The sequence below is a fragment of the Variovorax sp. CCNWLW235 genome (assembly GCF_037204085.1).
GTDB lineage: Bacteria > Pseudomonadota > Gammaproteobacteria > Burkholderiales > Burkholderiaceae_C > Variovorax.
This window is the reverse complement of sequence record NZ_JBBCBW010000028.1, coordinates 1-19688: the sequence shown is the minus strand read 5'-3', so window position 1 is coordinate 19688 and position 19688 is coordinate 1. Positions and strand designations below refer to the sequence as shown.

The window sequence follows — 19688 nt, the reverse complement described above, 5'->3', positions numbered from 1 at the left end:
TGGGACGAGGTCTTATGCGGCCGCGACCTTCGCCGGCTCAATGTCGTTTCGAATGGACCTTGGCCTCCCACGCGGTTTGAGTGATGTCATCCAGCGCAAAACTACTCACCGATGGCTGCCTGCTGGGTGCCATCGTCTTGATCTGCGCCGGCCCCATACTCGCCCGCTCCTTGAAAACCTTGTCCTTGAAGAACCAGTTCTTGTTCGCCCGGATGGGCTTGCAGCCTTCATAGAAGATCAGTTCCTCGTCGGCGGGCAGCTCCTTGATCTCCTGCGGCAGAAACAGGGCCCGGCGCTCTTCGGTGTAGTTGGTCGAGACCTGATTGGAGCCACCGCCTCGGCTGGTGCTGCGGTGCTCCTTGCGGATGGTCTTGTAGCCCAGCATCTCGCTGTATTCGGCCGCATCGCTTTGCTCGCGTGGCGCAAACACGATCTGTGCGCCATGGTTGGTGATGAAGTTCTGCGCGTCGTTGTCGCCATAGGCCGAGCGCAGCTGCGCGCGGCTTTGCACGATGCACAGGTCGCGCACGCCGTAGCTGGCCGAGATCGAGATGCGCTTGGCCCACACATCCACTCGCCCCATGGCGGTGAATTCGTCCATCAGCATGAGCATCTGGTATTTCAGATCCGGCTCGTCACCCAGTTGCTTGGTGAGGTTGTTGCCGATCACGCTGCTGAAGAAGATGTTCAGCAGCTTGCCGCTTTCGTCGAGCTTGTTGGTCGGGATGTCGACGTACAGCGTGGTCGGGCGTTTGCGGATGGCCGTGATGTCGAAGTCGGTGGCGTTGGTGGCGGCGGCCAGCACCGGGCTGAGAAACTGCTGCAGCGGCGCCTGCATGGTGGCAATCACCGAGGAGAAGGTTTGTTCGGCCAGGCCCGCGAGGTTGCCAAAGACCGTGCGCGTTTGCGTGCTGATGAAGCCCGACTGCTCCGGGTCGTTCAATATGTCCTTGAGCATTGCCAAGGTGCCCTTGCCATCGGCGCCGCTGGACAGGTGCAGGATGCGTTCAAGACTGGGAAAGCTCTCGTCGGTGTTGGGGTCCTGGGCGCGCCCGAGAATCCGACCCCAGTTGTCCCACACCTCGAACATGTAGGAGGCGAAGGCGGTGAAGGCGGCGCGGCCCTGGCTCGTCCAAAAGGGGTCTTTGCCTGGCTCGTCCGGGTAAAGAATGGCGGCGATGGTCTGGATTTCGCCAATGCGCTTGCCCGCATCCATGCCCACCAGCAGGGTGAAGGCGTTGAAGCGATGGGTCTTTCCCTGGTCGTCATACGGGGCCCACACATAGATGGTGTGACCCTGTGTCTCGCGCCAGCCGCTGGTGGCTTTGCGCAGTTCGCCTTTGAGGTCGAGCACGACCATGGAGTGCAAATACGACAACAGCACCGGGATGGCAATGCTGGTGGTCTTGCCTGAGCGAGTCGGACTGACCGTGATGACGTGCTGGGCGCCGCCCAGCCACAGGTACTGGCCTTTGTACTTGCCAATGAGAATGCTTTGCGGGGTCTGCTCGAGCAGGCCGGCTTTCTTCAGATCGGCAAGTTCGGCGAAGCTGGCGTCGCCGTGCAGGGATTCGGCCTTGGCTCGAAAGAGCGGGATGAGCAATGCGGCCCAGCCCAGCAGCGGTACGCCGAAGCCTATGGCGCCGCTGAGCTTGATCTTGGTGGCGTAGGGCGCGTACTGCGGCAGGTCTGCCGCCTGAATGTATTGCCACCACGTGTTCCAGGCCAGCGGTGCGTCTCGCAGATCGAGGATGAGCAGAACAAGGTAATTGGAGAGAACCCAGCCGCCTGCCAAGACCCCCAAAAGTGTCACCAACGCGATAAGTAGCCTGCTTTTGCTCATATCCTGAGTCATCTCCCTATTAATAAGGAAAGACTTATACAAGCCGGGGCAATCTCAGCAGGTTGTGCAATGGGCCATCGAACATAAGACTGCGGCCCTGTTGCCAACTTCTTCACGCATTCGAGTTGCCTGCGATCTGGTGGGCAGCCATAAAGGCCGGAGCAATGAGGTTGAGGCTGCATGGCTGCGGCTGGGCACGCTCACCAGGCGCATGGAAAACACGACGGACTGAGTGGCCGCCGCTACCCTTTGCTCGCGTTGTCGCGCTATATGCCCAGCGGCAACCGCGCGCTGCTCTTCACTTCTTCCATCACGGCGTAGGTGCGCGTTTCTCGCACGCCGGGCAGTTGCCACAGCACCGTGCCGGCGAACTCGCGGTACGCCGCCATGTCGGCCATGCGGGTCTTGAGCAGGTAGTCGAAGCCGCCCGCAACCATGTGGCACTCCATGATTTCGTCGCGCACCTGCACCGCGGCCTTGAACTGGTCGAACACGTTGGCGGTGGTGCGGTCGAGCAGAATTTCGACGAACACCGTGAGCCCGCGCCCGAGCTTGTGCGGATCGAGCCGCGCCTCGTAGCCCTGGATGAAGCCGTCGCGCGTGAGCCGCTGCACCCGCGCCAGCACCGCGGTGGGCGAGAGCGCCACCGCCTCGGCCAATTTGAGGTTGGTGATGCGTCCGTCTTCCTGAAGAATCTTCAGCAGCCGGAGATCGATGCGGTCCAGGTCCAGGTCGGGCATTGGTGAATTATCCGGTTCGTGTCTTGTTTTTTGGCAAAAGATTCGGCCTATATCCAAAGACCATAGGGGATAGAACCAAGGAACTGCCATGCACCTGCCTCCCCCTTACCGCCCTGAAGCGGATGTCGTCTCTCACCGGCTCGCCTCGCTGGAAGGCGCACTCGACTGGGCTGCGGCGGCCGCTGCCGCCAAGCCGTGGGTGGAGGCGGTGCGCCGCCACCCGCCGCCGTTCTGGGCCATGGAAAGCCTGCTGCGCGAATACCCGATTTCCAGCGCAGAGGGCCTGGCGCTCATGCGCTTGGCCGAGGCACTGCTTCGCGTGCCCGATGCCGCCACGGCCATTGCGCTCACGGCCGACCAGCTGGGACGCGCCGATTTCGAAGGCACCGCCGATTCGACGCTGTCGCGCCTGTCTTCCGCCGCCATCGCAATGTCGAAGAAGTTCTTGCCCGAAGGCGACAACCCGCCCGGCCTGATGGCCAAGCTCGGCGCGCGCACGGTGGTGGCCGCCACGCTGCGTGCGGTGCAACTGCTCGGGCGCCAGTTTGTGCTGGGCCAGACCATTGCAGAGGCCATGGACGAGGCCCGCTCGGCGCACCGCAAGCAGGATGCGCTGCGCTTCAGCTACGACATGCTGGGCGAAGGCGCGCGCACCGATGCCGATGCGCTGCGCTACCTCGACAGCTACACGCACGCCATCGGCGCCATTGCGGCCGGTGCCGATGCGGCGCGTGCGCCCGAGCACAACGACGGCATTTCCATCAAGCTGAGCGCGCTGCACCCGCGCTACGAATATGCACAGCACGCGCGAGTGATGCGCGAGCTGGTGCCACGCGTGTGGCAGCTGTGCGAGCTGGCGGCGGCTGCCAACCTCAACCTCACCATCGACGCCGAAGAGGTCGACAGGCTGGAGCTTTCGCTCGATGTGTTCGAGGCGCTGGCCGCGCGCGTGGCCGCCGAACAGCCGCAGTGGCGCGGCTTTGGGCTCGCGCTGCAGGCCTACCAGACGCGCTCGCTCGAACTGATCGAGCACGTCACATCGGTGGCGCGCAAACACGGCCTGCGCCTGATGTGCCGCCTGGTGAAGGGCGCCTACTGGGACGCCGAGATCAAGCGCGCCCAGGAGCTCGGCCTGCCGCACTACCCGGTCTTCACGCACAAGCATCACAGCGACATCAGCTACCTGGCCTGCGCGCGTGCGCTGCTTTCGGCGCCCGATGCGGTGTATCCGCAGTTCGCCACGCATAACGCGGGCACCATCGCGGCCATCCTGCAGATGGCCGAGGCGGCGCAGGCACCTTTCGAACTGCAGCGCCTGCATGGCATGGGCGAGGGCGTCTACCGCGAAGTGATGAAGAGCACCGCCGCGCCGGTGCGCGTGTATGCGCCGGTGGGCCAGCACAAGGACCTGCTCGCGTACCTTGTGCGGCGCCTGCTCGAGAACGGCGCCAATTCGTCGTTCGTGAACCAGCTGGGCGACGAAGACGTGGACATCGATGAGCTGCTCATGTCCCCGCTCTGGCTCGAACCGACGAACCCCGCCTTGCCGCTGCCGCCGGCGCTCTTCGGCCCGCCGCCCGCGCGGCGCAACAGCGAGGGCGTGGACCTTGCCGTCGAGTCGATGCGCGCGCCGCTTCTCGCGGCGCTGGATGCGACCGCCGTACCCCGGGTCGAAGAGTTCGATCCGACCAGCGCGACGAAAGCCGTCGTCGCCAGTGCAGCCAGCTTTCGCCACTGGCGCAAGACGCCGGTCGAGGCCCGCGCAGCCATGCTGCGCCAGGCCGCCGATGCACTGCAGTGCGAGTTGCCGCGCTTCTGCGCACTGCTGGTGAAAGAGGCGTTCAAGACCTGGGGCGATGCAGTGGCCGAAGTGCGCGAGGCCATCGACTTCTTGCGCTACTACGCGGACGAGGCCGAGCGCATCATGCAGCCCGTGGCGTTGCCCGGCCCCACGGGCGAGAGCAACGAACTGCGGCTCACCGCGCGCGGTCCCTGGGTGTGCATCAGCCCGTGGAATTTTCCGCTGGCAATCTTCATGGGCCAGGTGGCGGCCGCGCTTGCCACGGGCAACACCGTGCTGGCCAAGCCGGCCGAGCAGACACCCGCCGTCGCGCTCGAAGCCGTGAAGCTGCTGCATGTCGCCGGCGTGCCGGCCGATGCGCTGCAGCTGCTGCACGGCCCGGGTGAAACCGTGGGCGCCGCACTGGTCGCCGCGCCGGGTGTGGCGGGCGTCGTGTTCACCGGCTCGACCCAGGTGGCGCGCGTCATCCACCGCGCGCTCGCCGCAAAAGACGGCCCCATCGTGCCGCTGATTGCGGAGACCGGCGGCATCAACGCGATGCTGGTCGATTCGAGCGCGCTGCCCGAGCAGGTGGTCGATGCCGTGGTGCAGAGTGCATTCCGTTCGGCCGGCCAGCGCTGCTCGGCATTGCGGCTGCTGGTGCTGCACGACGGCATTGCCGACGCGGTGATCGAAATGATCCGCGGCGCGGCCGGGGAACTGGTGGCCGGCGATCCGGCGCTGCTGTCGACCGATGTGGGCCCGGTGATCGACAGCGAAGCGGCCGACAACATCCGGCGCCATCTGAAGCGGCTGGATTCGGAGGCGAAGCGTCTTCTGGCGCCGGCTACTTCTTCTTCTTCAACAGGTGCGGAAGGCAACATGATCGCGCCGCAGGCCTACGAGGTGCCTTCCATCGAAAGCGTGACCAGCGAGATCTTCGGCCCGGTGCTGCAGATTGCGCGCTGGGGCCACGGTGCGCTGAGCGACCCGGCGGAGGTGATCGATCGCATCAACTCGCTGGGGTACGGCCTCACGCTCGGCATTCAGACCCGCATCGATTCGCGCGCCCAGGCGCTGGCCTCGCGTGCGCACGTGGGCAACATCTACGTGAACCGCAACATCATCGGGGCGGTGGTGGGCGTGCAGCCCTTCGGCGGCGAGGGCCTGAGCGGCACCGGGCCCAAGGCCGGCGGGCCGCACTACCTGTACCGGTTCTGCGCCGAGCAGACGGTCACGGTCAACACCACCGCGGCCGGCGGCAATGCCGCGCTGCTGAGCGCCGTTGCCTGACGCGGCGGAAGGAGCGCCTTTGTTTTCGCCGGGCCGGAACGGGCGCCCGCAGGGTCAAACCTCTCTTGCATAACCGCCTTCGCGGCGCGCATAAGCCATGGCGCGCCGGGCGCGAGAGGTCTATCGTTGCGGCCATCCGTTCAAACCAAGGGTTCTCTCATGAGTGAAAAGCTCTCCTTCGTCAATCCGACCGCCAACAGCCCCTGGGGCACCTACCTCTCGCAGGTCGACCGCGTGGTGCCGTATCTCGGCCCGCTGGCCCGCTGGGTCGAAACGCTCAAGCGCCCCAAGCGCGCGCTGATCGTCGACGTGCCGATCGAGATGGACGACGGCACCATCGCCCACTTCGAGGGCTACCGCGTGCAGCACAACATGAGCCGCGGCCCGGGCAAGGGCGGCGTGCGCTTTCACCCCGACGTCACGCTCGAAGAAGTGATGGCCCTGTCGGCCTGGATGACCATCAAGACCGCCGCGGTCAACCTGCCGTACGGCGGCGCCAAGGGCGGCATTCGCGTCGATCCGAAGAAGCTCTCGCTGCAAGAGCTCGAAAAGATCACCCGCCGCTACACCAGCGAGATCGGCATCATCATCGGCCCGCACACCGACATTCCCGCGCCCGACGTCAACACCAACGGCCAGATCATGGCCTGGATGATGGACACGTATTCCATGAACGTTGGCGGCACCGCCACCGGCGTGGTCACCGGCAAGCCGCTGCACCTGGGCGGCTCGCTCGGCCGTGTCAAGGCCACGGGCCGCGGCGTGTTCGTTACCGGCCGCGAGGCGGCCCGCCGCCTGGGCATGGACCTGCGCGGCGCGCGCATTGCGGTGCAGGGCTTCGGTAACGTGGGCTCGGTTGCGGCCGAACTCTTTGCCGAAGCGGGCGCCAAGATCGTGGCCGTGCAGGACCACACCGGCACCATCGTCAACACCAACGGCCTCGACCTGGCAAAGCTCATTCCCGTTGCCAACAAGGAAGGCGTGGTCGCCTTCAAGGGCGGCGACGTGGTGCCCAACGAAGCCTTCTGGGACACGGCGTGCGACATCCTGATTCCGGCCGCGCTCGAAGGCCAGATCACGGCCGAGCGCGCGCAGAAGACATCCGCCAAGCTGGTGCTCGAAGGCGCCAACGGCCCCACGGTGCCGCAGGCCGACGACATCCTGGCGGAACGCGGCGTGCTGGTGGTGCCCGACGTGATCTGCAACGCCGGCGGCGTGACGGTGAGCTACTTCGAATGGGTGCAAGACTTCTCGTCCTTCTTCTGGGACGAGGACGAGATCAACGTGCGGCTCGACCGCATCATGATGAACGCGCTCAACCAGATCTGGGACACGGCGGACAAGCACAAGATCACGCTGCGTACGGCGACATACGCCGTTGCTTGCGAGCGCATCCTGATGGCTCGCCAAGAGCGCGGCCTGTACCCCTGATTCGCTGAAGCAAGGCTGTACGCTCGGGGGATGAGCACCACCCCCGAGCGACAACTCCCCTCGATTCCCGCAGACGGCCTGGCCCGCCTGCAGGCCCTGATGGCCGGCGGCCAGCGCAAGCTGCTCGGCCTCGTCGGCGCGCCCGGCGCGGGCAAGTCCACGCTCGCAGCGGCACTGCTCCGCGCCGCAGGCGCCGACCGCGCGCAGGTCGTGCCGATGGACGGTTTTCACCTGGCCAATGTCGAGCTGCAACGGCTCGGCCGCGCCGGCCGCAAGGGCGCCCCCGACACTTTCGACAGCGCCGGCTACGTCGCGCTGCTGCAGCGGCTGCGCGGGCAGGGGCCGGGCGACCCCATCGTCTACGCGCCCGAATTCCGCCGCGAGATCGAGGAGCCGATTGCCGGCGCCATCGCGGTGCTGCCAGAGACCCAGCTGGTCATCACCGAAGGCAACTACCTGCTGCACGATGCCGGGCCTTGGGCGGACGCCGCGGGCATGCTCGACGAGGTCTGGTATGTGGACATCGACGATGCGGTGCGTGAAGAGCGCCTGCTGAAGCGCCACCAGCAGTTCGGCCGCAGCCCCGAAGCCGCACGCGACTGGGTGGCCGCCACCGATGCGCCCAACGCGCGGCTCATTGCCGCAACGCGGGGGCGCGCGCACTTCGTGCTGCACTGGTCCTGAAAATTCTCCTGCGTTGCCGGGAACACCGGCGCGGCGCAATGCTCGAAGCTTCGCCGGCGGCGCTGCAATGCCAGCCGGTTAGCATTCGCCGCCGCTTCATGACGACCATGCACCCCAATTTCTCTTCTCCTGCCTTTTCTGCTTTTCGTTTCAAGGTTCTCGCGCTCGGGCTGCTGTCAGCCCTGGTGCTCGCCGGTTGCGGCAGCAGCTCGCGCCGCGTTTCCTACGAGACCGAGGAGTTCGACTCCACCACCACCCATACCCGCACCTATACCGCCACCGAAGCCCAGACCTGCGAAGCCGCACGGCGTGCGCTGCTGAGCCAGGGCTACATGATCAACGCCGCCAACACCGACCTGGTGACGGGCCGCAAGAGCTTCCAGCCGGCGGCCGAGGTGCATGTGGAAGTGGAGTTTCGGGTGGTGTGCGCGCGCGAAGGCGGCAAGTCCGGCAAGCGGAGCACCGTGGCCTTTGCCACCGCGCTGCAAGACCGCTACGGCATCAAGAAGGTCAATAACTCGGCCAGCCTGGGCGTGGGCGCCATCGGCTCGCTCTCGCTGCCTTTTGCGGGCAGCGACGACGCCATGGTCAAGGTGGCCAGCGAAACCCTCACGGACGAGCTGTTCTACGACCGCTTCTTTGCGCTGCTCGACCGCTTTCTGGAAGGCCAGGGCGGTGAAGAGCCCGAGGCGCCCAGCGTGGCGCCCGAAGCGCCGCGGCCTGCCGCGCCGCTGAACCCGGGAGCGCCGGCCACCACCTTTCCGGTGAAGCCGGTGCCCAGCCCGGGCTGACCGCGCGTTCACGCCCGCGCCAGGGCGGTCAGCGCACCAGCGTCGACTTTCCGAAAAGGCTCTCGATCAGCTCTACCGCCACTTCGCCGGTCTGGTTGCGAACATCGAGCGCGGGGTTGAGCTCCACCACGTCGAGCGAGCCGAGCCGGCCGGTGTCGGCGATCATCTCCATGCACAGCTGCATCTCGCGGTAGGTGGGCCCGCCGCGCACGCCGGTGCCTACGCCGGGCGCAATGTTCGGGTCGAGGCAGTCAAGGTCGAAGCTCACGTGCAGGTGGGTGTCTTCGTCCACGTCCTGCAGCGCCTCGGTCATGGTGGTGCGCATGCCGTGCTCGTCGATGTGGCGCATGTCGAACACGTTGAGCCCCAGCGTGCGAATGGCCTCCTTCTCGTCGGCATCGACGCTGCGGATGCCGATGAAGCGGATGGCGTCGTGCTCCAGCGCTGCGCGCTCGCCGCTCCAGCCGGTGAGCACCGCGGGCCCGTGGCCGAGCAGGCACGACACCGGCATGCCGTGCAGGTTGCCGCTCGGGCTGGTGGTTTCGGTGTTCACGTCGGAGTGCGCGTCCAGCCACAGCACGCGCAGCTTCTTGCCGCGCTTGCGCGCATGCCAGGCCACCGCGCTGATGGAGCCGATGGCCAGGCAGTGGTCGCCGCCCATCATCAGCGGCACATGGCCAAGGCCCAGTGCCGTGTCGACCGCGGCATACACCGAGCGGTTCCACGCAATCACTTCGTCCAGGTGGCGCAGGCCGTTGGCAGGGGCAGTCCACGGTGTGGCCGGGCCCGCAAGGTTGCCGCGATCGAGCACCGCAAAGCCCTGCCGCGCCAGCGCCTCCGGCAGGCCGGCCACGCGCAGGGCGTCGGGGCCCATGCCGGCGCCGCGCACGCTGGCGCCGATGTCGGTGGGCGCGCCGATCAGTTCGAGGGTGATGCCGTTGTCATTGCTCATGTCGATGGCCCGATGTGCTTCCACAGGTAGGCGTAGCCCAAGGCGTCCATGAAGGCGGATTCCTTGTTGTCCGTTGCCGCGCTGTGGCCGCCTTCCATGTTCTCGTAGAAGCTGGCGTCGTAGCCCATGGCCGCCAGCTTCGCGTACATCTTGCGCGCATGCACCGGCCCCACGCGGTCGTCGCGGGTCGATGTGGTGAAGAGCGCAGGCGGGTAGGGCTGGCCCTTCTTCGCGTTCTCATACGGCGAGAAGGCCTTGATCCACGCCCATTCTTCCGGCTGGTCGGGGTCGCCGTATTCGGCGATCCACGAGGCGCCGGCCGACAAGTGCGTGTACCGCTTCATGTCGAGCAGCGCCACCTCGCTCACGATGGCGCCGTAGAGCTGCGGGTACAGCGTGAGCATGTTGCCCATCAGCAGGCCGCCGTTGCTGCCGCCCATGGCGCCCAGGTGTCGTGGCGAGGTGATGTTGCGCGCGACGAGGTGCTCCGAAACGGCCGCGAAGTCTTCGCAGGTGCGAAGCCGGTTCTCTTGCAATGCGGCCTGGTGCCAGCGCGGGCCGTACTCGCCGCCGCCGCGGATGTTGGCGACCACGTACACGCCGCCCTGCTCGAGCCATGCACGGCCGATGGCGCCGCTGTAGCTGGGCTGCAGCGATATTTCGAAGCCACCGTAGGCGTATTGCAGAGTGGGGTTCTTGCCGTTGGCCTGCAGGTTCTTCGGCGCAATCTCGAAATACGGCACGCGCGTGCCGTCCTTCGAGGTGGCGAAGTGCTGGCTCACGCGGTAGCGCGAGGCGTCGAAGAAGCCGGGGCTGTCTTTCAGCGGCTCGGGCTCGCCCTTGCCGATGGTGCCCATGTACAGCGTGGTCGGCTGCAGGAAGCCGCTCACCGTCAGAAAATAGTCGTCGTTCTCGTCTTCGTCGATGCCGCCGGCCGCAATGGTCGAAAGCTCGGGCGCGCCGCCCAGGCTCTCGCGCTTCCATTCACCGGCTTGCGGGGTGAGCACTTCGAGCTTGTTCACCACGTCGTGCATCACGTTGAGAATCAGGTGGTTGCGGGTCCACGAATGGTCGTCGAGCGCGGTGGTGTCATTGGGCTCGAAGAGCACGGTGAGCTCGCGCTTGCCGGCCATGTAGTCGTCGAACTTCGCGGCCAGCAGCGAGCCCGGCTTGTAGGTGGTGCCGCCCACGGTCCAGGGGCTGCGCGGCTCGACCAGCATCCACTCGCGGGTGATGTCGGCGTTGGCATCGTCGGGCACGTCGATCTTCACGAGCCGGCCGTCGGCATGGCGCAGCCAGGTTTCGCTGTCGTAGAAGTCCATCTGGCGCGAGACGAAGTCGCGCTCGAAGCCCGGCGTGTTGTCGCGCCAGGCGCTCACGGTCATGTCGTCGGCGCCGCCTTCGTACACGGCCAATGCGCTCTCCAGCGGCGTGCCGCGCTTCCACTCCTTGACGATGCGCGGGTAGCTCGAGCTGGTCATCGAGCCCGGGCCGAAGTCGGTGGCCACATAAAGATGGTCGATGTCTTTCCATGCCACGTTGCTCTTGGCCTCGGGCAGCGTGAAACCGCCCTCGACAAACTGCTTGAGCTCCAGGTCGAACTCGCGCACCACGTTGGCGTCGGCACCGCCGCGCGAGAGCGAAACCAGGCAGCGCTTGTACTCTGGTTGCAGGCATTGCGCGCCGTGCCATACCCAGTTTTCCTTGTCGGCTTCGGCCAGCGCGTCCAGGTCGATCACGGTTTCCCAGGCGGGCTGCGGCTTGCGGTATTCGGCCAGCGTGGTGCGCCGCCACAGGCCCTTGGGGTTCTTCTTGTCGCGCCAGAAGTTGTAGAACAGCGGGCCGATCTTGCGCACCATCGGAATGCGGTCGTCCGAATCGAGCACTTCGAGAATGCCTTTCTCCAGGCGCTCGAAGGAGGGCGACTGCGCGTAGCGCTGCACCGTCTTCGCGTTGTGCTGCCGGGCCCAGTCGAGCTGTTCGCCGCCGTCGATGTCTTCGAGCCACAGGAACTCGTCGGTCTGCATGGAAGAGGTTGAGGTCATGGCCGCAGTGTACGAATCCGGTGTGAAAGCGTGCATGCCCCCTGCGGCAGGGCGGAAGCTATTGAATTCATAGCGCGTGCATGAGCTCGGGACAAACCCGCGTTCGACGTTTTCGCCCCGGTCCGCGAGGCTGCCCACGGGTATCCTGCCGAACGGCGCCTGCGCACACAAGGAGACATGTCACATGAAACACCTGAGCGGTCTTGATGCCACCTTCCTGCACCTTGAGACCCCGGAGATGCCGATGCACGTGGGCTCGCTCAACGTGCTCGACCTGCCCAAGGGCTACAAGGGCGACTTCTACGAAGACGCCAAGCAGTTCATGGCCAGCCGCATCCACCTGGCCGACGTGTTCACGCGCAAGCTCGCGCTCATGCCCTTCGACATGACCAACCCGGTGTGGGTGGAAGACGACGACATCGACCTCGACTACCACGTGCGCCACATCACGCTGCCCAAGCCCGGCACCAACCGGCAGTTGCAGCAATACGTGGCGCGGCTGCATTCCACGCTCATCGACCGCAGTCGCCCGATGTGGGAGTTTTTCATCATCGACGGGCTCAAGAGCGGCCAGGTGGCGCTGTACACCAAGGTGCACCATGCAGGCATCGACGGGCAGGCCGGCGTGGCGCTCGGCAAGGCCATCTTCGACCTGGAGGCGACGGGGCGCGTGGTGAAGCCGCCGCGCGCACGCCCGCGCAGCAGCGGCTACCAGCTTGGCATGGCCGAGCTTGCGACCGCGGCGCTGCGCAACACGGCGCAGCAGTACGTCAAGCTCTTCAAGATGGCGCCGGCCATTGCGCGGGCACTTGGCGGCCTGGCCAAGCCCGACGAAAAAGCGGCCGAGAAAGACGCCGCCACCGCGCCGAAGAAGTTCAACCTGTTTGCGCCGCGCACCTCGCTGAACGTGTCGATCACCAACCAGCGCACGTTTGCGGGCCGCACCATCTCGCTGGCCGAGACCAAGCACATCGCCAAGCACTTCGGCGTGTCGCTCAACGACGTGGTCATGGCCACGGTGGCCGGCGCGCTGCGCCACTACCTGGCCGACAACAACGAGTTGCCCGCCAAGCCGCTGGTGGCCGGCGTGCCCGTGAGCCTGCGCGAAGCCGGCGACGAGACCGCCAACAACCAGGCCAGCATGATCCTGGTGAGCCTGGCCACCGACATCACCGACCCGGTGCAGCGGCTGAAGGCGATCAACGCGTCGTCGAACGCATCGAAGTCGACGATGAACCGCTTCAAGGCCATGATCCTGGACGACTTTCCGACCTTCGCGGCGCCTTGGCTGGTGTCGGGCATTGCGTCGATGGTCGGCCGCTCGGGGCTTGTGAACCTGCTGCCGCCGGCGGCCAACGTGGCCATTTCGAACGTGGCGGGCGCGCCGTTCCCCATGTACTTTGCGGGCGCATTGGTCACCAGCTACTACCCGGTGTCCATTGCGAGCCACGGCACGGCTTTGAACGTGACGGTGCAGAGCTACAACGGGCGGATGGACTACGGCCTCATCGCCTGCCGCCGCGCGGTGCCGGACATCACCGAGATCGGCGACTACATGCTGGCCGAGCACAAGCTGTTGATGGACCTGACGCAGACACATCCGGCGGGTGCGGGTGCTGCGCCCGCGAAGGCGGCGGCTCCCGAGCCGGCGCCCGTGGTGAAGGCTGCGGCCAAGCCCGCTGCAAAGGCCGTCCCGAAGGCCGTGCCGAAGCCGGCTGCGAAAAAGGCCGCGGCGAAGAAGCCGGCGGCGGCAAAGACAACGGCCGCCAAGGCGCCCGCCAGGAAGGCGCCAATCAAGACGGCCCCGGGCAAGGCCGCGCCGCGCAAGCCCGCCGCGCCGGCTGCCAAGCGCGCCAGGGTGGCTGCTGCGGCATGATGATCGGCAGGCCCTTGGCCGGAAATTGGGGCAGTTGGACTAGTTTTCCCACAGTTCTAGTTTTTCAGGCCTAGGCACTCCGGAAGAAGATCACCCCATCGCGAATCCCGCGAACGTTCAACTTCCAGGAAATCGACACATGACCACGCAAGCTTCTTTCTCTTCCGCCGCCATCCACGTCATCGGCCAGTACAACGACGCCGGCAAGACCCTGGTGGGTGCCTACCGCGCCGGCGTGCATCGCCTGCTTGGCGGTGCTGCTTCGCGCTACAGCGAATTCCTGGGCAGCCGCCAGATTCCGCTGGTGAGCGAGCAGGTCAAGGCCAACCTGATCGGCGCGCAGGAGAAGATCAACGGCTTCCTGGCCAACCGCCTGGACATCGACACCGGCCGCATCGTCTCGGTGATGGACCGCGTGGCCGCAGGCACGACCAGCGGCATCGAAGCCGTGGCAGGCCGCGTGGCAGGTGTCGAGTCGCCTGTGGTCACCTCGGTGGTCAAGACCTTCAACGCGCTGAACCAGCCCATCGCCAACGTGTCGGTGCAAATCGCCGACAAGGTCGCGGCCGGTGCCAAGCAGATCGAAGTGCGCGTGAGCGGCACCGAAGAAGCCAAGCCCGTGCGCACCGTGAAGGCCAAGGCGGCCGCCGTCAAGAAGCCGGTTCGCCGCACCGCCGCCCGCAAGGCAGCCTGACCTGACCCTGGAGCAAACAACGCATGGCGACCCGACCCCGTTCGACCGATCCGACTGACGATCTGAAGAAGAAGAAGAGGGCGGCGCCTGCGAAGAAAACCTCCGCGGCCAAAAAGGCGCCCGCAGCCAGGAAAACGGCTGCGGCAGCCAAGAAAAAATCTGCTGCTGTCACACCCAAGGCGCTGCCGGCCCGAAAGGCCGGCGGCGCCGAGGGCCTGCTTCGCGCGGGCCTGAAGGCGCTCGGCAATGTGCGCGACGACGTTGCCAAGCGCCAGGCCAACGTGATCGAAGGCTTGCTCGGCATCGGCCAGGGCAAGTTCGACGCGGCTGCTGGCTCCGCCAAGGCGCCGCTCGCGCGCGGCTTTCCGAACCTCGACAGTTTTGGCCTGCGCAAGTTCGAAGACGTGTTCGACCAGCGCGTAGCTACAGCCCTGGAGCGGCTCGGCATGCCCAGCGCGCAAGAGGTGCAGGCGCTGCGCGCCGAAGTGGCCCGGCTGCGCGAACGCCTTGCCGAGCTCGAACCAAAGAACGCCAGCCCGCGCGGCAGCGGCAAGCGCTGAGCCCCAAGCCCAGCGAACACCGACGCACGCACCAGCCGGTTGTGGCCAGTTCCAACACCACGCGCGATCGCATCCTGCAGACCAGCCTTGCGCTGTTCAATGCAGAAGGCCTTGCAGCGGTGTCCACCCACAAGATTGCCGCCGAGCTCGGCATGAGCCCGGGCAACCTGCACTACCACTTCAAGGCCAAGCAGCTGATCGTCGAGTGGCTGTTCCGGCGCTTCGAGCAGCGGCTCGAGGTGCTCGACGGCTCGTCCAGCTCAATCGCGGCCATCGACGACCTCTGGCTTGCGCTGCACCTGCGCTTCGAGGCCATCGACGAATACCGCTTCATCTACCGCGACATGGCTTTCCTGGCCGGCGAATACCCTGCGCTCGGCCAGCGCGCGCAGGCGCTCACTGCGCAGAACCTGCTCGCGGCCCAGGCGCTTTGCGAAGGCCTGGTGGCCTCGGGCGTGATCCAGACCAGCGCGGAGCAGGCGCGCATCCTGGCGTTGCAGATGGTGTTCACCACCACCTGCTGGCTTTCGTTCGAACGGCTGGTGCCGGGGCGCGACGCGCTCGCGCAGGCCGACCCGGGATTGGCGGCTTTTTACACGCTCACCTTGATTTCCCCGTATGTTTCCAGCGAATCGAGGGCTTACCTTGATTACCTGCGGGGCAAATACCTCGGATAAACATCGCAGTTGTCCGACGAGGCGGTGAAACTTTCGTTCGCCATGCTCGTCCCACACAACAGCGAAACAGAAAATAGACAGGAACGCCGCCCTCATGACCACCGCCACCCGAGACCACATTGCGCCACCGTCGGGCCTGCTGATGCTGGCCGAAGCACGCGCACTCTGGGAAACGAGTGCCGGCGTCGCGATGTGGCCGCTGCTGCAGCTCACGCCGCGCGGCGACGGACACCCGGTGATCGTGTTGCCGGGGCTCGTGGCGGGCGACGGCTCCACGCTGCTGCTGCGCCGCTACCTGCGCAGCCGCGGCTACGACGCGCACGGCTGGGGCCTGGGCCGCAACTTCGGTCCGCGCGAAGGCGTGGAAGACGGCATGCTGGCGCTCCTCAAGTCGCTGCATGAAAAGAGCGGCCAGAAGGTCAGCGTGATCGGCTGGAGCTTGGGCGGCATCTATGCGCGGCTTCTGGCATCTGCCCAGCCCGACCTGGTGCGCAACGTCATCACCCTGGGCAGCCCGTTCTCCGGCAGCCCGCGCGCAACCAACGCATGGCGTGTGTACGAAGGCGTGAGCGGCCAGAGCTCGCACGACCCCCGCCGCATGAAGTTCGTGCAGCCCACGCCGCCCGTGCCCACCACGTCGATCTTCAGCCGCACCGACGGTGTCGTTGCATGGCGCTGCAGCCTTGAGAAGCCCGGCCCCAAGGCGGAGAACATCGAGGTGGTGGCAAGCCACCTGGGGCTCGGCGGCCACCCCGCCGTGCTCTACGCGGTGGCCGATCGGCTTGCGCAGCCCGAGGGCAAGTGGAAGCCCTTCAACCGCGGCCTGCTCGGGCCGCTGGTCTATCCCGATCCAGACCGCGAGGCCTGAGCTGAGCCGCAGGGGCTAGGCCCCCGCCCATACGTCCAGCACGTAGCGCTGGTCGGCAATCATCCTGTCCATCCACGCGTTGCTGTCGTGCCCATGCTCGCGGGCCAGATCGGCGAGCGTGCGGCGCACGTCGGGCTCCATGCGCGAGCCGTCGCCGCACACATAGATCACCGCGCCTGCTTCGAGCAGCTTCCACACGGCCGTGCCCTGTTCGCGGATCAGGTCCTGCACATACACCTTGCGTTCGCCCGAGCGCGAGAAGGCCGTGTGCAGCTTCATCAGCCCGCGGTGCGCCCAGGCCTTGAGTTCTTCTGCATAAATGAAATCCTGCTCCGGGTGCCGGCAGCCGAAGAACAGCATCGCATCGCCAATCGCTTCGCCGCGTTCGACCTGTGCCGCACGCTCCTGCAGAAAGCCGCGAAACGGCGCAAGGCCGGTGCCGGGGCCGATCATGATGAGCGGGCGCTGCGCATCCTCCGGCAGGCGAAAGCCTTCGGCCGTGGTTTCGCGAATCACGCCGTGCACCGTGTCGCCGGCTTCGGCGCGCGCCAGGTAGTTGGAGCACACGCCCTCGAAGGTGCCGTTGCCCGAGAGCGCCGGCGCGCTCACCACGCCCACCGTGACGCTGCACCGCCCCGGTGTCATCGAGGGCGACGACGAGATCGAGTAATACCGCGGCGAGAGCGGCGACAGCATTTCAAGAAACACCGCGAACGGCACCTGGCAGGCGCGGTGCTCCTCGAGCAGGTCGAGCAGCGACTTTCGCTTGTGCAGCACCTCGGCCCTGTAGGCGGCCTGCGAGGCCTCGTCGCTGCCCGAGAGCGCCATGAGCCTGGGCTTGGTGAAAGGGCACTCGGTGTAGGCAGCGAGCGTGGCAATCTGCTTGCGCGTGGCCACGTCCTGCAGCTCGACGTAGTCGCCCAGCAGGCGGTCGACCGCCACCACCTGGTCGACCGGCAGGGCCGCCTTGCGGCCCGCAGCGGCATGGAGCCGCACATGCGCGGAGCGGTCGAACCCGAAGCGCGCCATCGCGCGCTCCACCTGCGCGGGGCTGTTGCGCGGCACCACGCTGAGGTGATCGCCTGGCACGTAGTTGACGCCCTCGGGCAGCATCAGCTCGACATGGCGCGTGGAGCGGCTGCTCCCCGCATCGCTGCTGGGGCTTTGCAGTTCGCGGTTTTCCACCACACGCAGCGCCACGGCGCCGAGCGCATCGACCAGCGCGTTCTTCTGGGGCGGCGGCAGCTCTTCGAGCATGTAGAGCGGCTCGGCCTCCGCGGGCGTGTCCGCCCCGGCCTGGATGGCGAAGGTCTTCACCAGCTCGGGCCAGAGCGCGTCGCTCCAGTCCTGGAACGCGCCGTCCATGTCCTCGCGCGCATCGCCTTCACCGCGCGGATGCACGCGCGTGGCGCCGAGCGCCTCGAGCCGCTCGTCGATGCGCCGCGGCACCGCCTGGTAGGTGGCGGCCCAATCGGTGTTGCCGCAGCCGAACACGCTAAAGCGCACGCCGTTGAGCGCGTCGTCGGCCTTGTCGAGCCAGCGATGGAACTCGGCCGCGTTGTCCGGCGCCACGCCGTTGTAAGAGGCGCAGACGATTGCCACCGCGCCGTTCGCCGGCAGCCGCTCGGCATAGTCGTCGAGCGAAGCCACCTGCGTGGAAAAGCCGCGCAACTCGCCGGCCTCGGCCAGCTGGCGCGCCAGGTCTTCGGCCGTGCCCAGGTTGGAGCCCTGCAGCACCAGCAGCGAGGTGCCGTGGCGCGCGGACTGCGGCTTGCGTGCGGCGGCCTTGGCGGGCGCATCCGGCGCGGCGGCGGCGGCCTCGCCGTTGCCGCGTGCGCGCGAGGCCGGATCGCGCAGCAGCGCCTTGATCTTGAAGTTCTCGGGCTTGATCGTGAGCGCTTCCTTGATCTTGAGCTTGTAGCCGGTGTGATCGACCAGGTTGAAGCGCTGCAGGATCATGCCCAGCGTGAGCACTGCCTCCTGAAGCGCGAACTGCCGCCCGATGCAGGCGCGCTGCCCGTTGCCGAAGGGCTTGAAGGCGTTGACCGGCCGCTCGCGCTCGGCTTCGCGGCTGAAGTTGTCGGGGTTGAACTGGTCGGCGTTCTCGCCCCAGATGCCCTTGTCGCGATGCAGCGCGAGCGCATGCATGATGATCATGTTGTTCTTCTTGATCGTGTACCGCCCGCCGATCGTCGTGTCTTCCTTGGCACGCATCGAGATCGCGGGCGCCGTCGGGTAGAGGCGCAGCGACTCTTTCAGCACCTGCAGCACGTAGGTCAGCCGGTTCACCTGCGCATAGGTGGGCTTCTGCGAGGTGTCGCCGCCGAACACGCTGTCGACCTCGGCCTGCGCCTTGGCCATGGCCTCGGGGTTGTTGAGCAGGAAGTAGATGGCAAACGAGAGCAGGCCGCTGGTGGTCTCATGCCCCGCAATAAGAAACTCGATGCATTCGTCGCGGATCATCTTGTCGGTGAGCTGCTCGCCGCTTTTCTTGTCCACGCCCGCGATCATGTAGCTCAGGAGGTCGGGCTTGGTGGCAATGTCGGCACCGCTCGCGCGCCGCTCCTCGATGATGTCTTCCACCATCTTGTGCATGTAGCGGATGTCCTTGCGCTGCTGCGCAAGCTCCTTCTTCAGCATGAGCTCCTCGAGCGGCAGGCCGCGGCGGTTCTGCACCGTTTCGAGCGTGCGCACCATCGCATCGACGAAGGGGTGAAAACCTTCGCGGTAGAACGAATTGAAGCGGTAGCCAAAGCCGCACAAACCGATGGTGTCGAGCGTGAGCGCGGTCATGTCGCGCACCACGTCCACCTCTTCGTCAAAATTCAGGCGCTCCCACTTGGTGACCAACTGGCTCGCAATGTCCAGCATCATCGGGTGGTAGGCCTGCATTGCGCGCTGGCTGAAGTTGGCCAACAGAATGTTGTGCGGCTTGGACCAGGTTTCCTCGTGCGTGTCGGAGGTAAAGAGCCCGTGCGACGCCGCACGCAACCGCCGCAGTGCACCGCGCGTGCTCTTGTCGAAGCGCGGCTCTTCGCACAGTTCGTCGACCAGTGCGGGCGACGACACCACGATCACCGGCATGCCCGGCATGTCGAGCCAGTAGATCCCGCCAAGCTCCTGCGCAATCCGCCACATGTCGAGCACCGGAGAGTCCGAGCCAATCGACAGCAGGTTGCCGACGAATGGCTTCTTCGCCGGATGAGGGATCGGATGGAGCGAGTTCTTGCCTGCCATGGGTTTGCGCCTTTGGAGTGGACCCGCTTCGGGGTGTCCGGGTGTGACTTCCGGAGTATCTCGGGGGCGTGAGGGCGAGGCAGACGGGGTTTCCCTTAGGCTGATTCAGTGTTTGGGCGGCGCTTGTTCAGGGCGGCGCTCCCGCCGACGGGGTACCTTTCTCCGCGAATGTCCCCCGGCCTGCGGCCTCCTCCTTTATTTCGCTGCGCAAGGCACC

The 19688-nt window shown here is 66.3% G+C and carries 14 protein-coding genes; 9 read left to right on the top strand and 5 right to left on the bottom strand.

Annotated features, from left to right (window positions below; translation table 11 throughout):
* Positions 1-37: 37 nt before the first annotated feature.
* Both V9L21_RS23295 and V9L21_RS23290 read right to left on the bottom strand, forming a co-directional pair.
* Complete coding sequence (locus V9L21_RS23295) at positions 38-1813, bottom strand: type IV secretory system conjugative DNA transfer family protein (protein WP_337315241.1); 1776 nt, start codon at positions 1811-1813, stop codon at positions 38-40.
* A 296-nt stretch (positions 1814-2109) separates the two neighbouring features.
* Positions 2110-2583, bottom strand: coding sequence for an Lrp/AsnC ligand binding domain-containing protein (locus V9L21_RS23290; RefSeq protein ID WP_337315211.1), 474 nt, complete (start codon positions 2581-2583; stop codon positions 2110-2112).
* Between the two features lie 88 nt (positions 2584-2671).
* Between V9L21_RS23290 and V9L21_RS23285 the strand changes: the two genes are divergently transcribed.
* The 4 genes from V9L21_RS23285 (at position 2672) to V9L21_RS23270 (ending at position 8562) form a co-directional block, all read left to right on the top strand.
* Entirely contained in the window at positions 2672-5656 is a 2985-nt protein-coding gene (locus V9L21_RS23285) for an L-glutamate gamma-semialdehyde dehydrogenase (RefSeq protein WP_337315210.1), read from the top strand.
* A 159-nt stretch (positions 5657-5815) separates the two neighbouring features.
* Positions 5816-7087, top strand: a complete 1272-nt coding sequence (locus tag V9L21_RS23280; protein WP_337315209.1) for a Glu/Leu/Phe/Val family dehydrogenase — start codon at positions 5816-5818, stop codon at positions 7085-7087.
* A gap of 30 nt (positions 7088-7117) precedes the next feature.
* Positions 7118-7771, top strand: a complete 654-nt coding sequence (locus V9L21_RS23275; protein WP_337315208.1) for a nucleoside/nucleotide kinase family protein — start codon at positions 7118-7120, stop codon at positions 7769-7771.
* A 98-nt stretch (positions 7772-7869) separates the two neighbouring features.
* A complete protein-coding gene (locus tag V9L21_RS23270) occupies positions 7870-8562 on the top strand; it encodes a DUF2242 domain-containing protein (RefSeq protein ID WP_337315240.1) in 693 nt (230 codons plus the stop codon).
* A 28-nt stretch (positions 8563-8590) separates the two neighbouring features.
* Here V9L21_RS23270 and rocF read toward each other — a convergent pair whose 3' ends face one another.
* Together rocF and V9L21_RS23260 are read right to left on the bottom strand one after the other, a co-directional pair.
* The gene (gene rocF / locus V9L21_RS23265) at positions 8591-9514 is read right to left on the bottom strand and encodes an arginase (protein ID WP_157616132.1); all 924 of its coding nucleotides are present in this window, start codon (positions 9512-9514) and stop codon (positions 8591-8593) included.
* Complete coding sequence (locus V9L21_RS23260; protein ID WP_443305467.1) at positions 9511-11595, bottom strand: prolyl oligopeptidase family serine peptidase; 2085 nt, start codon at positions 11593-11595, stop codon at positions 9511-9513. Before V9L21_RS23260 ends, rocF begins: the two co-directional genes overlap by 4 nt.
* Positions 11596-11743: 148 nt before the next feature.
* Between V9L21_RS23260 and V9L21_RS23255 the strand changes: the two genes are divergently transcribed.
* From V9L21_RS23255 to V9L21_RS23235, 5 genes are all read left to right on the top strand, one after another.
* Complete coding sequence (locus tag V9L21_RS23255; protein ID WP_337315206.1) at positions 11744-13435, top strand: WS/DGAT/MGAT family O-acyltransferase; 1692 nt, start codon at positions 11744-11746, stop codon at positions 13433-13435.
* A gap of 139 nt (positions 13436-13574) precedes the next feature.
* Positions 13575-14129 (top strand): hypothetical protein, encoded by a 555-nt coding sequence (locus V9L21_RS23250; RefSeq protein WP_337315205.1) that lies wholly within the window; start codon positions 13575-13577, stop codon positions 14127-14129.
* 23 nt (positions 14130-14152) lie between these two features.
* Positions 14153-14689, top strand: a complete 537-nt coding sequence (locus V9L21_RS23245; RefSeq protein WP_337315204.1) for a phasin family protein — start codon at positions 14153-14155, stop codon at positions 14687-14689.
* 41 nt (positions 14690-14730) lie between these two features.
* Positions 14731-15366, top strand: coding sequence for a TetR/AcrR family transcriptional regulator (locus V9L21_RS23240; RefSeq protein ID WP_337315203.1), 636 nt, complete (start codon positions 14731-14733; stop codon positions 15364-15366).
* A 94-nt stretch (positions 15367-15460) separates the two neighbouring features.
* Positions 15461-16234: an esterase/lipase family protein gene (locus tag V9L21_RS23235; protein WP_337315202.1), complete on the top strand. Its 774-nt coding sequence runs from the start codon at positions 15461-15463 to the stop codon at positions 16232-16234.
* A 15-nt stretch (positions 16235-16249) separates the two neighbouring features.
* Here V9L21_RS23235 and V9L21_RS23230 read toward each other — a convergent pair whose 3' ends face one another.
* Entirely contained in the window at positions 16250-19471 is a 3222-nt protein-coding gene (locus V9L21_RS23230) for a bifunctional cytochrome P450/NADPH--P450 reductase (protein ID WP_337315201.1), read from the bottom strand.
* Positions 19472-19688 lie beyond the last annotated feature (217 nt).

Bases quoted from the DNA above. Each gene is read 5' to 3' on its own strand.
- V9L21_RS23290 (WP_337315211.1), bottom strand. From the start codon at position 2,583: ATGCCCGACCTGGACCTGGACCGCATCGATCTCCGGCTGCTGAAGATT.
- V9L21_RS23285 (WP_337315210.1), top strand. From the start codon at position 2,672: ATGCACCTGCCTCCCCCTTACCGCCCTGAAGCGGATGTCGTCTCTCAC.
- V9L21_RS23280 (WP_337315209.1), top strand. From the start codon at position 5,816: ATGAGTGAAAAGCTCTCCTTCGTCAATCCGACCGCCAACAGCCCCTGG.
- V9L21_RS23275 (WP_337315208.1), top strand. From the start codon at position 7,118: ATGAGCACCACCCCCGAGCGACAACTCCCCTCGATTCCCGCAGACGGC.
- V9L21_RS23270 (WP_337315240.1), top strand. From the start codon at position 7,870: ATGACGACCATGCACCCCAATTTCTCTTCTCCTGCCTTTTCTGCTTTT.
- rocF (WP_157616132.1), bottom strand. From the start codon at position 9,514: ATGAGCAATGACAACGGCATCACCCTCGAACTGATCGGCGCGCCCACC.
- V9L21_RS23260 (WP_443305467.1), bottom strand. From the start codon at position 11,595: ATGCACGCTTTCACACCGGATTCGTACACTGCGGCCATGACCTCAACC.
- V9L21_RS23255 (WP_337315206.1), top strand. From the start codon at position 11,744: ATGAAACACCTGAGCGGTCTTGATGCCACCTTCCTGCACCTTGAGACC.
- V9L21_RS23250 (WP_337315205.1), top strand. From the start codon at position 13,575: ATGACCACGCAAGCTTCTTTCTCTTCCGCCGCCATCCACGTCATCGGC.
- V9L21_RS23245 (WP_337315204.1), top strand. From the start codon at position 14,153: ATGGCGACCCGACCCCGTTCGACCGATCCGACTGACGATCTGAAGAAG.
- V9L21_RS23235 (WP_337315202.1), top strand. From the start codon at position 15,461: ATGACCACCGCCACCCGAGACCACATTGCGCCACCGTCGGGCCTGCTG.
- V9L21_RS23230 (WP_337315201.1), bottom strand. From the start codon at position 19,471: ATGGCAGGCAAGAACTCGCTCCATCCGATCCCTCATCCGGCGAAGAAG.